The organism is Bradyrhizobium sp. 192, from assembly GCF_023100965.1.
GTDB lineage: Bacteria > Pseudomonadota > Alphaproteobacteria > Rhizobiales > Xanthobacteraceae > Bradyrhizobium > Bradyrhizobium symbiodeficiens.
The window spans coordinates 152,513-167,569 of the sequence record NZ_CP064691.1 but is presented as its reverse complement, the minus strand read 5'-3'; the positions used below and the strand labels follow the sequence as shown (position 1 = coordinate 167,569).

At 60.5% G+C, this 15,057-nt stretch carries 15 protein-coding genes; 12 read left to right on the top strand and 3 right to left on the bottom strand.

The window, feature by feature from the left end; translation table 11 throughout:
- Nucleotides 1-43: 43 nt before the first annotated feature.
- Entirely contained in the window at nucleotides 44-244 is a 201-nt protein-coding gene (locus IVB24_RS39295) for a hypothetical protein (protein ID WP_247774306.1), read from the bottom strand.
- Between the two features lie 705 nt (nucleotides 245-949).
- On the opposite strand from IVB24_RS39295, the gene IVB24_RS39290 reads away from it, so the two are divergent.
- The 11 genes from IVB24_RS39290 to IVB24_RS39240 all read left to right on the top strand — a co-directional run bounded on the left by IVB24_RS39290 (nucleotide 950) and on the right by IVB24_RS39240 (nucleotide 11,417).
- Nucleotides 950-1,243 carry a DUF485 domain-containing protein gene (locus IVB24_RS39290; RefSeq protein WP_247299963.1) on the top strand — a complete coding sequence of 98 codons (294 nt, stop codon included), beginning with the start codon at nucleotides 950-952 and terminating at the stop codon, nucleotides 1,241-1,243.
- A gap of 9 nt (nucleotides 1,244-1,252) precedes the next feature.
- The gene (locus IVB24_RS39285; protein ID WP_247774305.1) at nucleotides 1,253-2,818 is read left to right on the top strand and encodes a cation acetate symporter; all 1,566 of its coding nucleotides are present in this window, start codon (nucleotides 1,253-1,255) and stop codon (nucleotides 2,816-2,818) included.
- A gap of 124 nt (nucleotides 2,819-2,942) precedes the next feature.
- The gene (locus tag IVB24_RS39280) at nucleotides 2,943-4,268 is read left to right on the top strand and encodes a CmpA/NrtA family ABC transporter substrate-binding protein (protein WP_247774304.1); all 1,326 of its coding nucleotides are present in this window, start codon (nucleotides 2,943-2,945) and stop codon (nucleotides 4,266-4,268) included.
- Nucleotides 4,268-5,116: an ABC transporter permease gene (locus IVB24_RS39275; protein WP_018458425.1), complete on the top strand. Its 849-nt coding sequence runs from the start codon at nucleotides 4,268-4,270 to the stop codon at nucleotides 5,114-5,116. Before IVB24_RS39280 ends, IVB24_RS39275 begins: the two co-directional genes overlap by 1 nt.
- A 34-nt stretch (nucleotides 5,117-5,150) precedes the next feature.
- Complete coding sequence (locus IVB24_RS39270; RefSeq protein ID WP_247768017.1) at nucleotides 5,151-5,921, top strand: ABC transporter ATP-binding protein; 771 nt, start codon at nucleotides 5,151-5,153, stop codon at nucleotides 5,919-5,921.
- Nucleotides 5,922-6,108: 187 nt separating this feature from the next.
- A complete protein-coding gene (locus tag IVB24_RS39265; RefSeq protein WP_247774303.1) occupies nucleotides 6,109-7,002 on the top strand; it encodes a LysR family transcriptional regulator in 894 nt (297 codons plus the stop codon).
- 88 nt (nucleotides 7,003-7,090) lie between these two features.
- Complete coding sequence (locus tag IVB24_RS39260; protein ID WP_247285540.1) at nucleotides 7,091-8,074, top strand: molybdopterin-dependent oxidoreductase; 984 nt, start codon at nucleotides 7,091-7,093, stop codon at nucleotides 8,072-8,074.
- Between the two features lie 92 nt (nucleotides 8,075-8,166).
- Entirely contained in the window at nucleotides 8,167-9,243 is a 1,077-nt protein-coding gene (locus IVB24_RS39255) for a carbon-nitrogen hydrolase family protein (protein WP_247774302.1), read from the top strand.
- A 117-nt stretch (nucleotides 9,244-9,360) separates the two neighbouring features.
- Nucleotides 9,361-9,594, top strand: coding sequence for a hypothetical protein (locus IVB24_RS39250; protein WP_247360731.1), 234 nt, complete (start codon nucleotides 9,361-9,363; stop codon nucleotides 9,592-9,594).
- A 197-nt stretch (nucleotides 9,595-9,791) separates the two neighbouring features.
- On the top strand, nucleotides 9,792-10,403 hold the full coding sequence (locus tag IVB24_RS39245; RefSeq protein ID WP_247774417.1) for a glutathione S-transferase: 612 nt from the start codon (nucleotides 9,792-9,794) through the stop codon (nucleotides 10,401-10,403).
- Between the two features lie 27 nt (nucleotides 10,404-10,430).
- Complete coding sequence (locus tag IVB24_RS39240; protein WP_247369534.1) at nucleotides 10,431-11,417, top strand: pyridoxamine 5'-phosphate oxidase family protein; 987 nt, start codon at nucleotides 10,431-10,433, stop codon at nucleotides 11,415-11,417.
- Between the two features lie 220 nt (nucleotides 11,418-11,637).
- On the opposite strand, the gene IVB24_RS39235 is transcribed toward IVB24_RS39240, so the two are convergent.
- On the bottom strand, nucleotides 11,638-13,137 hold the full coding sequence (locus tag IVB24_RS39235) for a CoA-acylating methylmalonate-semialdehyde dehydrogenase (protein WP_247774301.1): 1,500 nt from the start codon (nucleotides 13,135-13,137) through the stop codon (nucleotides 11,638-11,640).
- A gap of 106 nt (nucleotides 13,138-13,243) precedes the next feature.
- Here IVB24_RS39235 and IVB24_RS39230 point away from each other — a divergent pair, with 106 nt between their 5' ends.
- Nucleotides 13,244-14,131 (top strand): LysR family transcriptional regulator, encoded by an 888-nt coding sequence (locus IVB24_RS39230; RefSeq protein ID WP_247774300.1) that lies wholly within the window; start codon nucleotides 13,244-13,246, stop codon nucleotides 14,129-14,131.
- On the opposite strand, the gene IVB24_RS39225 is transcribed toward IVB24_RS39230, so the two are convergent.
- On the bottom strand, nucleotides 14,097-15,044 hold the full coding sequence (locus tag IVB24_RS39225) for a LysR family transcriptional regulator (protein WP_247774299.1): 948 nt from the start codon (nucleotides 15,042-15,044) through the stop codon (nucleotides 14,097-14,099). The two genes, IVB24_RS39230 and IVB24_RS39225, sit on opposite strands and share 35 nt — an antisense overlap.
- Between the last annotated feature and the right edge of the window lie 13 nt (nucleotides 15,045-15,057).

Genomic DNA, 15,057 nt, shown 5'->3' with positions numbered 1-15,057 from the left:
ATAGGGCTGATTTTACGCTGAAGACGACGAATTCTCTTGGCATTCAGACGCGCTGCGATGCCCCGGCACGACCGCGGTCCAGCCAACCGCACGGCACGACCTGCGAGGCGCTGCCGCTCTTGAAGACCGACCCGGGCGTCCAGAAGCCGGCAGAGGCCACATCCTTGTCAATCGCGGCTCCGACCCTGACCGCAAGAGAGAGGCCGTCGCCGGTGACATCGGGATGAGCAAGCGTGTTCGTCATGCTGGTGGGGTCCGCTTAGCTCGGCTCGCTGGCAGGCCCGGTCTTGACTGGCCAGCGTTTCGATCTCGCTCGATAGTCCCTCGATACGCCCATCCAGTCGATGCGAGTCTTCCGCTAAACCCTCGATGATGCGCAACATGCAAGGCGAAAAACATTGGCGCTAATTGCCAAGATACCGGGCAACTCGAACAGGGAATGTAGGCTTTGTCGCACACCATGCCTCGCTCCAGGAGGAACGCACGGGTCTGTTTGATGGACGGGTGCGCTGACCGACAAATCGACCGCGGACGCGGTGCAGGGCCTGGAAAGTCGAGTAGATCGGCAGTGTGACGCGCTGCGCGAGAACCCCGATAGAACTCCTCTTGTACTTCCGGTACCGATGGAGGTCGCGCCCGCTATTCTGCGAGGTTTCCGGTTTGACTGCATGTCCGCAGCTCGGACTCACGCCACCCATCGTGGTGCCGCCCTCACGCCTGCCCAAGCCCGCGCCGCCAACGTAATCCTTGCATGCAAGGATCAATGCCGTCGCAGGCGCGCCGTCATTGCCGGCATGGTTGTTGTCGCCGCGACCGTCGAGACGACACAGCATCGCCTTCGACGAGGCCGCAAATCTGCACAGTACATTGCAAAGTTTCGTGGTTCCCGACGCTTGCGGCTCGGCGGAAGCTGGCCGGTAGTGGATATCAAGACCTTCTGGGAGGGTGGATGGACGCGCAGACTTCCGTCAATTCCGGCGTCGCGCCTCGTTCTGTCACGCTTGCGAGCAGGCGCCTTCGGATCGCGCTGCTGCTTTGTGCGACGATGATCACGATCTATTTCGGCTTCATGGCATTGTTCGCATTCGACAAGCCGCTTTTGGGCACTGTGCTTGCGCCCGGGCTCTCGCTTTGCATCGTGCTCGGCCCTCTCGTCATCGTTTCATCGTTCCTGCTCTGCCTCATCTATGTGCTGTGGGCGAACCGGGTATTTGATGCCAGCCTTCGTGACCTCGAACGATAGGACCTCGCGATGGCCAACAACTCGCTCTCGATCGGCTTCTTCTTCGCATTTATGGTCCTGACGCTCCTGATTACTTACTGGGCGGCGCGGCGCACCCGTACCACGGAGCACTTCTTTGCCGCGGGCGGCGAGATCACTGCATGGCAGAATGGCTGGGCGCTCGCTGGCGACTTCCTCAGCGCGGCCGCGCTGCTCGGCATTGCCGGCATTGTCACCTCGAATGGCTTCGATGGCATGGTCTACTCGATTGGATGGCTGGTCGGCTGGCCGATCATCCTCATTCTGATTGTCGAGCCACTGCGCAATGTCGGGAAATTCACGTTCGCGGACGTGGTCGCCTATCGGCTCAGCCAAAAGCCGGTGCGGCTCGCCGCGGCGGTCGGTACGCTGGCGGTGATCCTGTTCTACCTGATCGCCCAGATGGTCGCGACCGGATCGTTGATCAAGTTGCTGTTCGGCCTGCCCTACACTTGGTCGGTGGCTTTGGTCGGTGCTGCCATGCTCATCTATGTGCTGTTCGGCGGCATGCTCGCCACCACCTGGGTGCAGGTGGTGAAGGCGGCGCTGCTGCTCGCCGGCGGAGTGATCCTGGCAGTCCTGGTCCTGATGCATTTCGAAATGAACCCGCTCAAGCTGTTCGCCGCAGCGGCGGAGAAGTACGGCACAAGAGTGCTGCAGCCAGGTTCGAAGGTGGTTTCGGGGCAATGGGACGCGATCTCACTCGGCCTCGGGCTGATGTTCGGCACCGCGGCGATGCCGCACGTCCTGATGCGGGTATACACGGTTCGGGACTCCAAGGCCGCGCGACTATCGATACTTTATGCCACCGGGCTGATCGGCTTCTTCCACCTGATGGTGTTCATCATCGGCTTTGGGGCCATGGTGCTGGTCGGCCCGGAGGCGGTGATGAAAGCCGGCGGTGGCGGCAACATGGCTGCACCTCTGCTCGCCCTCACAGTCGGCGGCGACGCCTTCTTCGGTTTTATCTGCGCAGTTGCGTTTGCCACCATGCTGGCGGTGGTGGCAGGCCTGACGCTTTCCGGTGTGGCTACGTTGTGCCATGATGTCTGGACCAACGTCGTTCGCCACGGTACGGCATCGGAGGCTGAGCAGCTCAAAGTGGCGCGGATCGCCACCGTTGCCATCTCGGTGCTGGCAATCGTGCTCGGCATCACCTTCGAAGGCCAGAACGTGGCCTTCATGGCCGGGCTCGCCTTCTCCATCGCCTGTGCCGCCAATTTTCCATCACTGGTCCTCGCTATCATCTGGCGTCGCTTCACGACGCCAGCGGCCGTCGCTAGCATCATGATCGGCACGCTAAGCTCGCTGGTGCTCATTGCGCTGTCACCGACCATCCAGGTCGACGTGCTCGGTAAGCCGCTGGCCCAGGTGAGCGGCGCCTGGTGGTTCGTCTCGCTGCGTAACCCGGCCATCATCAGCATGCCGCTGTCGTTTGCCGTGGCGATCGCGGTGTCGTTGTTAACGCGGGAAACGAACGCGGATGGCCGCTTCGACGAGATGCAGCATCGCATCCTGTTCGGGCGCTCAAGGACGATGCCGCAATCGGCGGAGTGAACCAGAGCTGGGAATTCCGAATGGCATGCGCGGAACTGCAGATGCTCCTGCACAATTTCGCCGTTGGCCCTTCGAGCGTCAATGTTACGATTCTGAGCCGGACATTTTGACCAGGGGGACAGAAATGCGCGACGCCTCACATCACCATCGTTTCATCGGCAGCCTGTGCAGTTGCGGAGCGCATGCTCCCGCGCAGCCGACTGTCGAAGAGGCCGTGTCCGAAAGCGTCCAGCAGGCACTTCTGCATGGCCTTTTCCCGCAGCCAGTTTTGCGGCGGGAACTGCTTCGCACCGTTGGCGCTGGCGTGATCATCGGCGCTCTCTCCAGCATCCTGCCAATCGACACCTTGAAGGCAATTGCCCAGGAGCGAAGGCCTCTCGAGAAAACCAAGCTGGCTGTTGGTTTCCTCCCGATCACCTGCGCCGTTCCGCTGATCTACGGCGAAAGGCTCGGCAGCTACCGCAAGGAAGGTCTGGATGTCAGTCTGCAGAAGATCGCCGGTATCGCGCTGATCCGCGACAAGATGCTCAACGGCGAGCTGGACGTCTCGCAGCAGGTGATGCCGGTCCCCCTGACGATGACAGCCGGCCTCGGCGGGAACGTCCAGTCGATCAAGGTGCTGACCATCTTGAACCAGAACGGCAACTCCCTCGTCCTGGCCAACAAGCACAAGGACAATCGGGATCCCAAGAACTGGAAGGGCTTCACATTCGCGGTCCCGTTCGAGCAAAGTCACCAGACCCTGCAGCTGCGCAACTATTTGGCTGCCGCCGGGCTCGATCCGGACCAAGATGTCAAATACCGCATCGTACCTCCGACCGAATACGTGGCGAGCCTTCGCGTCGGAAGTATCGATGGTTTTTTCGGCGGAGAGCCGGGCGGTCAGCGCGCGGTCTACGAAGGCGCTGGCTTCATTCATCTGATCTCGAAGGATATCTGGGATGGACATCCTTGTTGCTCTGTCACCGCCGCGGAAAGCTGGATCCAGCAAAATCCCAACACATTCATGGCGTTCTACCGCGCCATCATCGCGTCCAGTCTTCATGTCTCGAAGCCGGAGAACCGGGTCGGCATGGCGAAGGTGCTGTCAGAGCCGCAATATCTCAATGCTCCCGAAATTGTCCTCGAGCAGGTTTTGAGCGGCACGTATGCCGACGGCCTTGGCACAATCCGGAAAGATCCGCGGCGGGTTGATTATCAGCCGTTTCCGCAATATTCGGCAGCAGTTTGGCTGATGACCCAGCTCCGGCGCTGGAACATGCTAAAGGAGGATGTCGACTATAAGGTGCTCGCCGAAAAGGTGATGCTGGCGACCGATGCCGCTCGGATCATGCGCGAGCAGGGCGTGACGCCGCCAGCGGTCGGCTTCGGCACCGAAAGGATTCTCGGGAACGAATTCGATTCCAATAAGCCGCAGGACTACCTGGCTTCGGTCCGGAAGGGGGGCTGATGGAGGTGTCACGCCGGCTGCAGCAGCCCTGGGTATCCTCGGTCGCGATCTTCATCGTATTTGTAAGCGTCTGGGGCTGGTTCACCGCGGGTTCGTCGGGAGGTGTTAGCGCTGCCGATGCCGAATATGCCCGCCTTGCCGGCCAGAGCGCGCCGGGTCAGCAGGCCGGTGCGATCCCCTCACCGTGGATCGTCGCGCTCCGCGGCCGGGATCTGATCACACACGCCTTCGATCACGACAATCCCAACAATCTGGGCATCGCATGGCATCTGGCCTATTCCATGGGCCGCGTAGCACTGGGCTTCACGCTGGCCTTACTCGTCGCGGTGCCCCTAGGCTTCCTGCTCGGTCTATGGCCTGCTTGCCATCGCGCGTTGGATCCTTTCATTCAGATCCTGCGGCCGGTATCGCCACTCGCGTGGATGCCGCTGGCGCTCTATACGTTCCGTGACAGCACCGTCTCGACGATCTTCATCATCTTCATCTGTGCGGTCTGGCCGATGTTGATCAGCACGGCGACCGGGACAGCTTCCGTGCGGGCTGAATGGCTGAACGTCTCGCGCGTATTCGGTCTTCCACGATTAGAGCATGTCACGCGCGTCGTCTTTCCCGCCAGTGTGCCTATGATCCTGTCGGGAATGAGGATCTCGATCGGTATCGCCTGGTTCGTCATCGTGGCTGCCGAGATGGTCGGCGCACAGAGCGGCATCGGGTACTTCATCTGGAACGAATGGAATAATCTCCAGATCGCGAGCATGATCGTCGCCATCGTCCTGGTCGGCGGTATTGGATTGGCGCTAGATATTTTGCTCAAGCGAATAGGCGAAAGCCTCAGCTTCCGGGAATAGGACGATGGCGGATCTCGAGATCAACGATGTGTCAATGTCGTTTGTTGACCGTTCTGGCAAGGGGCTTCTTGCGCTGGATAGAATCTCGCTCGCTATCGAAGACAGCGAGTTTGTCTGCTTGATCGGCCATTCAGGCTGCGGCAAGAGCACGTTGCTAAACATTGTTGCTGGCCTTCTGGCGCCTACAAAGGGTGCAATACGCTGCGCCGGGACGACGATTTCTGGCCCGGGGCCGGAGCGCGCAATGGTCTTCCAGAGCCATGCTCTATTGCCTTGGATGACTTGCTACGAAAATGTTCGCCTTGCGGTCAAACAGGCCTTCAAGGGTGCCGCGGCATCCGAATTGAAGGATCGCTCAGAGCAGGCGCTGAAGCTTGTTCACCTGGAGCACGCCATCAACAAATACCCATTCGAGGTGTCAGGTGGAATGAAGCAGCGGGTGGGCATCGCTCGCGCTTTTGCGGTCGAGCCTAAGGTGCTGCTGTTGGACGAGCCGTTCGGCGCGCTCGATGCGCTGACCAAGTCGAGCCTTCAGGACGAACTGGTTCGCATCGTGGAAAAGACCCCGACCACCGTTGTAATGGTCACGCACGACATAGACGAAGCGATCTTCCTGAGCGATCGAATTGTCGCGCTCTCGAACGGACCGGCTGCGCGAATCGGCCGGATTTGGGAGATTGATACTTTGCGACCGCGGGACCGGCTCAAACTGGCGACCCACGCCGGGAGTCTGCAGTATAGAAAGGAAATTCTCGAGTATCTGTATCAACGAGAATGCGTGCCTCAGGGAATGGTAGAGCTATAACAGCCGAGATCGTGGCGGCTGGAGCGCGAGAGCGGGCTGCGCCCCGCGGCTTCAGGCACCGAAGGCACGGAAATCGCCTTCAGGCATCTTGAAAGCCGCCGTAGAAGGCTGTTTGATCGGGCGGGGGGCGGTCACCCACCGTCGGATTTTCGTCGTTGGCCTCTTCCGGATTGGCACGCAGGAGCGAATGTTCGACTGGAACGACCTGAAATTCTTCCTTGAACTCGCCCGGCAGGGGCGGTTGATGCCGGCCGCGCGGCGCCTCAAAGTCGACCACACGACGGTCAGCCGGCGCATTTCAGAGCTTGAGCGAGATCTTGGTATCAAGATTTTCGACCGCAAGCCGAACGGGTTCGTGCTGACGGAGGACGGGCACAAGCTCTACCAAGAGGCCGAGAAAATTGAGGGCGCGGCCCTGGTGATATCGGAAGATTTCCGCGCCACGCCCGCCGAGCCCGCGGGTCGCGTCCGGCTGACGAGCATGGAGGGTATTGCCGCCTTCTACCTTGCAGAAATATTGGTCCAATTCAATGAGAAGCACCCGGGCGTTGTCGTGGAGCTTGTGACCGAAAGGCATCTGATCAATCTGACCAAACGCGAGGCGGATGTGTGCATCAGCTTCGTTCCCCTCGTGGGCCCCAAACTTTCGGTCAAAAAAGCTGGCGAGTTCAAGCTTGGGCTGTTCGCGTCGTCCAGGTACATCGTGGAACGGGGGACGCCGGGCACCATGGAAGAATTGAAGCGTCACGATTTCATTGATTATGTCGACGATCTCGTGGCTATCCAGCCGGTGCAGTGGCTGCACGACGTCCTGGTGCCGGAGAGCGTCGTCTTTCGATCGACCAGCATGGCAGCCCAGCAGAATGCGATCGCTGTCGGGCGTGGCATCGGCCTTCTGCCCTTCTTCTCGGCAAAAAAGGATCCTCGCCTTGTATGGCTCATGAAAGATGTGGTGGTCACGCGGTCGCTCTACATTTCCGTCCATGAGGATATCGAATATATGGGTAGGGTGCGTACGCTGCTGCGGTTCCTTCATGAGATCTTCAAGGCGGACAGAGCATATCTGAACGACTTCGAGTGATCGAATCCGCGCAAGTGTATCTGCGGAATTTCTTACGGTCGACGTCCTCCCGTGATGTACTAGAATGCCGGCGCGAGGGAGCGCTGCGATGGCTGACGACTTTACGTACAAGGTACGCGGCTTCTTCGGCCGAATTCCCTCTGAACCGCATCTGCTGACCGACCGCATCACGCCAGTCGAAGGCTGCATCGTGTTGTGCCATCTCGGTGTTCTCGATGTCACTCATGGGGATGATTGGACGCTGGAAATCGCCGGCCTGGTCGAGACGCCCGCGAGCTTCTCCGTCGGTCAGCTCAAGTCGCTTCCAAAGACCGAGGTGGTCTCGGTGCATCAATGTGCAGGCAGCCCGCTGGCGCCCGACAAGCCAACGCAGCGGGTCTGCAACGTGCGCTGGGCGGGCGTTCGTCTGGATCATGTGCTAGGATCAGCGGGCGTGGCGAGGAGCGCAAATTTCGTTTGGTCACAGGGGGCGGACTCCGGCGACTTCGGAGGCATCGCGTGCGGACATTACATCAAGGATCTGCCGCTCTCCCGGATATCCGACGACGTCTTGCTCGCCTACGAGATGAACGGAGCGCCGCTGCTACCTGAGCACGGGTATCCGTTGCGGTTGGTGGTCCCGGGCTTCTACGGCACGAACAGCGTCAAATGGCTCCGCAAGCTCGAATTGCGCTCGGAGCGGGCTCCGGGCGTCTTCACCACCACATGGTACAACGACCTCGCGCCGGACGGCTCGACCCAGCCGGTGTGGGCGATCGCCCCTCAATCGGTCATCGTGGCGCCAAAGCCGAATCGTCAGCTCAGGCGTGACGAGGTTTTGCAGGTCTGGGGATGGGCCTGGGGTGACGACGGAATTGCGGCGGTCGAACTGAGCGCCGATGAAGGGCGGAGCTGGCAGGGATGCCGCTTGGAGAAGGTGTCAGGACGATCCTGGACCAAGTTCACCTGTGATTGGATAGTAAAAGAGGGATGCTGCGGTCTCCTGTCTCGGGCGATCTCGCGATCGGGCGAGAATCAGCCGGCCGGCGGCCGACGCAACGCGATCTATCGCGTGCCGGTCCTGGTCGTCTGAAGACGCGCAACCGCTCGTGCAGATTTTCCGCATTCGCCACCCGCCGGCGAAAGACTAACCTGTGGTGCCAGAAACCGAGAGGATCGTCTCAAATGCCGTCGAATTTGCCGCGCTTCAAAGCTGCCGCGTGCCACACATCTTCAGTTTTCCTCGACGCGGCCAAAAGTGCAGACAAGGCCTGCGACCTCGTTGCCGAGGCGGCACGCAACGGTGCCTCGCTGGTTGCTTTCCCGGAATCGTTCATTCCCGGCTTTCCCGTGTGGGCGGCGCTGCAGGCGCCGATCATGTCTCATGATTTCTTCAGAGCGTTGTCGGCCCAGGCATTGCGGCTCGACAGCGCGGAATTGACAAAGGTCAGGATGGCGGCCAAGCGCCACAACGTCGTGGTCTCTATCGGTTTTACGGAAGGGACGGTTGCCAGCCTTGGCTGTATCTGGAACTCCAATCTTTTGATCGGCCAAGATGGGTCGATCCTGAATCATCATCGCAAGCTCGTTCCGACCTTTTACGAGAAGCTGGTCTGGGCTGCCGGAGATGCGCGTGGGTTGCGCGTCGCGCAGACCTCCATCGGCCGCATTGGCATGCTGATTTGTGGTGAGAATACGAATCCACTTGCCCGCTATTCATTGATGGCGCAGGGCGAGCAAGTTCATATTTCGACCTACCCGCCGATCTGGCCGACGCGTCCCTCCAAGGAGAAGGGGGGCTATGACCTACGCAGGGCCATCGAGATCCGGGCTGGAGCTCATTCGTTTGAAGCCAAATGCTTCAACATCGTTTCGTCCGCCTGCATGGACGTAGGTATGAAGGACGCGCTCGGACAGGCTAACCCCGCCATGCTGGATCTGATCGAGGGCACACCGCATGCTGTATCGATGATCCTCGATCCAACAGGGCAGATTATCAGCGACGTCCTCTCAGACAGCGAAGGCATCGCATATGCCGATATTGACGTCGCGCAATGCGTCGAACCGAAGCAATTTCACGATGTCGTAGGCTACTACAATCGTTTCGATGTGTTTTCGCTGACGATTGACCGTTCACAGCGCGAGCCGGCCGTTTTTATCGACAGGGAAACAGGCGAGGGGGACGAACGGCCGGTTCAGTCCTCGCAGCAGGAGACGGTCAGACCCAGAGTGGCCGAGCTTGAGCGGGCAGTTGCGGACTGAGTGATCCATCAAAGGGGGCCGAGATGAAGCGCGTTCTCAGCGAGCTGTTGGAGCAGCGACCGACAGAACTCGTGCGTTCCGCCGTCGGCTCCCTTTGAAGGTCGGCGCGCGAAGGATGTGATCATTTCGGGCGGTTACAACGTTCATCCGAAGGAGTTCGAACTCGAGATCGACCGCATTCCAGATGTGCTCGAAAGCGCCGTCGTCGGACTGCCACATCCTGATTTCGGCGAGCGAGTTGTCGCGGCCGCCGTCCCGACGGCAGGAGGCGCTGCAGGGGAAAGGGATGGCGTGGCGGTGCTGAAGGACGGCTGGTTCCCTACAACCTGCCGATCAACGATTTCTGCGTGAGCGAGCTGCCCGGAATACGATCGGAGAGGTTCAGAAGAACGTTGCGCGAGTTCAGAGGGAAAAAAGGCAGCCAGTCATTCTGCTCGTCTGGATCGTTGCAAAAACCGCAATGGTAAATTGAAGGAACATTCGATTATCGTCCGAATGGGAAATGATAAGTACCGAGACATCGTTTGAATAGCGAAAGCGAGTTGGGAATGTCAGCTACGATCAAGCTCTATGGCGGTAAATTGTCGGGACACAGCCACCGGGTCGAGCTCATGCTCGGGCTTCTCTCGCTTCATTACGAGTTGATCCCAACGCCCCCTGCCGAGCGGAAGACGCCGGCCTATCTCGCAATGAACCCGTTCGGGCAGATACCTGTCGTCGATGATGACGGCACCGTCGTTGCCGATTCCAACGCAATCCTGATCTATCTGGCCAAGCGCTACGACACTACCGAGACGTGGCTTCCGGAAGATCCGGTCAGTGCGGCTGCCGTGCAACGTTGGCTGTCCGTGGCAGCGGGACAGCTGGCATATGGACCAGCGACAGCTCGGCTGGGCAAGGTGTTCAACTTGCCCGTCGATGGCCGGCAAGCGGCCGGGGTCGCCAGCAGTCTGTTCAGCGTGATGGATGGTCATCTTGCGAAGCACGAATTTCTCGCGGCAACCCATCCGACCGTGGCTGATCTCGCTTGCTACAGCTACACACGGGCCGCTCCGGAGGGAGGCATTGAACTGTCCTCCTACCCGAACATTGTCGCCTGGCTGGGGCGGCTGGAAGCACTTCCGAATTTTCAGCGGATGCCAAGCGCGCCTGCGAGCTGATCGGCAAATCTTCTTCGAGGTGCGGTCATGACCAGCCTTTCCGAACGGAGCTCGTCTCCTTTTCACCAGGGCGAGATCGACGTGCAGCGACGCGTCGGCGTGGCCGACAGAATGAGCGAGCGCGGGAAAACCTCCATCCGCACATGGATGCCCGATCAGCACCGTGAATTCTTCGCAGGACTCGAATACCTCCTTGTCGGCTCGTCGGACCGAGCGGGCTGGCCGATCCCTTCGGTCCTGTTTGGCCCGCGCGGATTCGTCTCTTCACCGGATCCAGGACGGCTGCGCATCGGATCGTTACCGAAAACCTTCGACCTGCTCGGAACGAATCTTTCCGTGGGCGCCAGCTTGGGAGTGCTGGGCATAGACCTGACCAATCGTCGGCGAAACCGCATGAACGGAACGCTGATCACCCTCGACCAGACAAGTTTCGAGGTGGCGGTCGTGCAGAGCTTTGGCAATTGCCCTCAATACATCCACACGCGCCATATCAGCGCGGCACCATCCGCTGCGCCGGAGCAACTCGGTCCCGGCGAGGTCGAGGCGTTCGCCGTCTTGGACGATGCGGCACGAGAGCTGATCCGCCAGTCGGCGACCTTCTTCGTCGCCTCATGTGCGGCTTCAGATGACGGATCATCGTTCGATTGCGATATTTCTCACCGCGGCGGTAAGCCAGGCTTCATTCACGTGGCGGATAACCAGATCACCGTTCCGGACTTTGCGGGTAATTCCTTTTTCAACACGCTTGGGAATTTTATGTCCAATCCCAGGGCGGGACTGCTTTTTGTCGACTTTGTCGTCGGCGATGTCCTAATCCTGCACGGGACGATCGAGTTGCTCTGGAATGATCCGCCGATTCAGGGCTTCAAGGGCGCCGAGCGCGCCTGGCGGCTTCATGTCACGGCCGGCCGGAGAGTGCGCGCTGCGGCGATCCCTCTCATCGGAGAGGTGGTCGAATATTCTCCGAGGGCGCTCACCACGGGAGCTTGGCCGAGAGGTGAGCGTTCCCAGTGACCCAATGGAGCTGAGGAGAGCGAGCATGACAGCCTCGAGCGGCCGATGGAGATCGACAGGGCCAATCTGATCCCGGCCCGAGATTCTAGGGCGATATTCACGGATTGATCGGCCGAATTCAGCTCTCTGGCGCGACTGCCAGAGTTCACCATTTGGGGGCCGGGCCAACTGGCGGGTTAAGAAGGCCGTGGAGCTGCCACGGCCTTCCATTCGGAGAAGATCAGGACATCGTCGGCATCACGAACTCGGCGCCGGCCCGGATGCCGGTCGGCCAACGGGTCGTGATCGTTTTCAGCTTGGTATAAAAGCGAACGCCCTCGGGGCCATGCATGTGATGGTCGCCGAACAGAGAGGCTTTCCATCCGCCGAACGAATGGAATGCCATCGGCACCGGGATCGGTACGTTGATGCCCACCATGCCGACCTGGATCTGATGCGCAAACTCACGCGCCGCATCGCCATCCCTGGTAAAGATTGCGGTGCCGTTGCCGAACTCGTGTTGGTTGATCATGTCGGCCGCCTCGTCATAAGACTTGGCCCGGGCCACCACGAGCACCGGTCCGAAGATCTCTTCGCGATAGATCTTCATGTCCGTGGTCGCGCGATCAAACAGGCTGCCGCCGATGAAGTAGCCGTTCTCGTAGCCCTGGCGATGGAAATCGCGCCCGTCCACAATCAGCTTCGCGCCTTCGTCAACGCCGGCGTCAATATAGCCTCGGACTTTGTCGAGGTGCTGCTTCGTCACCAGCGGGCCCATCTCGGCCTCGGGGTCGGTACCGGGACCAATGTTAAGCGCGCGGACCTTGGGCGCCAGCTTTTCGATCAGACGATCGGCGGTGGTGTCGCCGATCGGAACGGCTACCGAGATTGCCATGCAGCGCTCGCCGGCGGAGCCATAAGCCGCGCCCATGAGAGCGTCGACGGCCTGGTCCATGTCGGCGTCAGGCATCACGATCATGTGGTTCTTGGCGCCGCCCAGCGCCTGGCAGCGCTTGCCGTGGCTGGTCGCCGTCTCATAGATGTATTGCGCAATCGGCGTCGAGCCGACGAAGCTGACGGCCACGATATCGGGATCCGTTAGGATGGCATCCACCGCTTCCTTGTCGCCATGCACGACGTTGAACACGCCGTCGGGCAGCCCGGCCTCCTTCAGCCACTGCGCAAGCACGAGCGAGGCCGAGGGATCGCGCTCCGACGGCTTGAGGATAAACGTATTGCCGCAGGCCAGCGCAACCGGGAACATCCACATCGGGACCATTGCCGGGAAATTGAATGGCGTGATGCCAGCGACCACCCCGAGCGGTTGACGCAGCGAGTGGCTGTCGACACGGGTCCCGACATTCTCGGTGATCTCTCCCTTGAGCAGTTGCGGCGCGCCGGTCGCGAACTCCACCACCTCCATGCCGCGTTGGATCTCGCCCTTCGCGTCCGAAAGCACCTTGCCGTGTTCGGCGGTGATCACTTGGGCAAGTTCATCGATTCGATCCTCCATGATCCGCAGGAAACGGTTGAGAATACGAGCACGGCGCAGTGGCGGTGTGTTCGCCCAGCCCGGGAACGCCTTGCGGGCGGCTGCAGCGGCCGACCGCACGTCTTGCGTCGTGGCAAGTCCGAGCGTTGCCGATTGCTCGCCGGTCGCGGGATTGTAAACCGGCGCGGTGCGAGGGCCGCGGCTCGGCACCAGCTCGCCATTGATGAAGTTCAGAATAGTCACGGGCATTGGCTGCTCTCCCTAACATGATGCTTGATCGAGCCAGATATGCAGCGCATAAAAATGCGGTATCAACGGCCGAATTCGCGGCTCCGTTGTGCAGAAAGTGTAGTCAATGGATTGGGAGCGCGTTCGGATATTCCTAGAAGTGGCGCGTGCCGGCCAGATTCTGAAGGCCTCGAAAAGCCTACGGCTGAACCATGCAACGGTCGCCCGGCAACTGACCGCGCTGGAGAGTAGCTTGAATGCCAAACTGCTAGAACGACACACTACAGGCTGCACGCTGACGGCGGCGGGCGAGGCGCTCGTCGCGGCTGCCGAGCGCGCAGAGAGCGAATTCCTCAAAGTGGGATCGAGCATTGGAGGCGCCGCCGAGGCCCTCACCGGAACCGTGCGCGTAGGGGCACCGGACGGGCTTGGCAACTACTTCCTGGCCGATCGGCTGGGCGCGCTGGCCGCGAAGCACCCGGGCCTTGTCATTCAACTCGTGCCGCTTCCGCGCACATTCTCCCTGTCAAGGCGCGAGGCCGACGTTGCGATCACGCTGGACCGGCCCAAGCAGGGTAAGCTGATCCTGTCCAAACTCACCGACTACACGCTCAGTGTCTATGCTGCTGATGCTTATCTCGCGCGCGAGGGTCCCATCAGGACGCAGGCCGATCTTGCCGGCCGCCTGTTCGTCACCCAGGTCGAGGATTTCGTCTACAGCAGGGCATTGGACTATGCCTCAGTGCTCGGCCGGCTCATGTCGCGACGCTATGAATGCGGTAGCGTCGTCGCGCAGATGGAGGCCGTTCGTGGTGGACACGGCGTCGGAATCCTTCATGATTACGTGGCCCAGCGCTATCCCGAATTGCAGCGTCTGCTTCCCGACATTCGTTTCGTGCGGAATTACTGGCTGACGTCGCATCCCGATACGCACGAAACGCGGCGGGTTGCAGAAGTGCATCGCTTTATCGTGGCATCAGTCAAGGCGGCGAGGTCGTCTTTCGAGGCTGCTTGAGCGCCACTGCCGGTTGCTCGGGCGGGGCTGTTTGGTTCGTTCCCGATCCGGCGCATTCCATGAACGCCCGCAGAGCGGAGGACACGAATGCGTCCTTGCGGTGAACGAAAACCGTGGTGGCCCTGCCGGTCCCGTTCGGCAGCGAATGCAGGTGGATCAAGCCCTGTCGTTCGGCAGAATCAGCGACGACGCGCGGCACCAATGACAGCCCGACCGAAGCCGCCACACAACCGATGATTCCGTCGAGCGTTCCCATTTCCATCCAGCGCAGGTCGACGAAACCACGATGCGCAAGATATTCGGACAGACGCTGTCGATAGGAGCAACCGGCACGAAACACGATCACCTTCCGGCCGCTTCCCGAAGCCAGGAATTTGCCGAGGTGTTGGGGGGACGTCACCATCGGCGGCGTGATCAGCACCAGCTCCTCCTCCACGATCGGTGTGCAGGTCAGTTCACCGTGCGTGACCGGTGCAGAGACAAAAGCTCCGTCAAGCTTCCGAGACAATACGCAGTCGACCAGCGCTGCGGTCGGGCCTGTCTCGATTTGGACGTCAACATCGGGATAAGCGATGCCGTAATGGGTGAGCAACGGTGGTAGGCGCAACGCCGCCGTCGTCTCCATTGATCCAATGCGCAGCTCGCCGCCCGGCCACGCCTCGTCCTTCACTGCGCAATGCGCCTCGGCCAACAGATCGCTGATGCGCTTGGCGTAAGGAAGCAGCCTGTTGCCCATGGAGGTGAGCGTGACGCCTTTCTTGGATCGATCAAAAAGTCGGACACCGAGCTGGTTCTCCAGCGCTCGAATTCGCTGGGTCACGTTCGATTGCACGGTGTGGAGATTGTGGGCGGCGCGGCCGATTCCGCCGGCCGTGGCGACCGCGGAAAAGAAATTCAGATCCGTGCTGTCCATATGGTCATCTCCC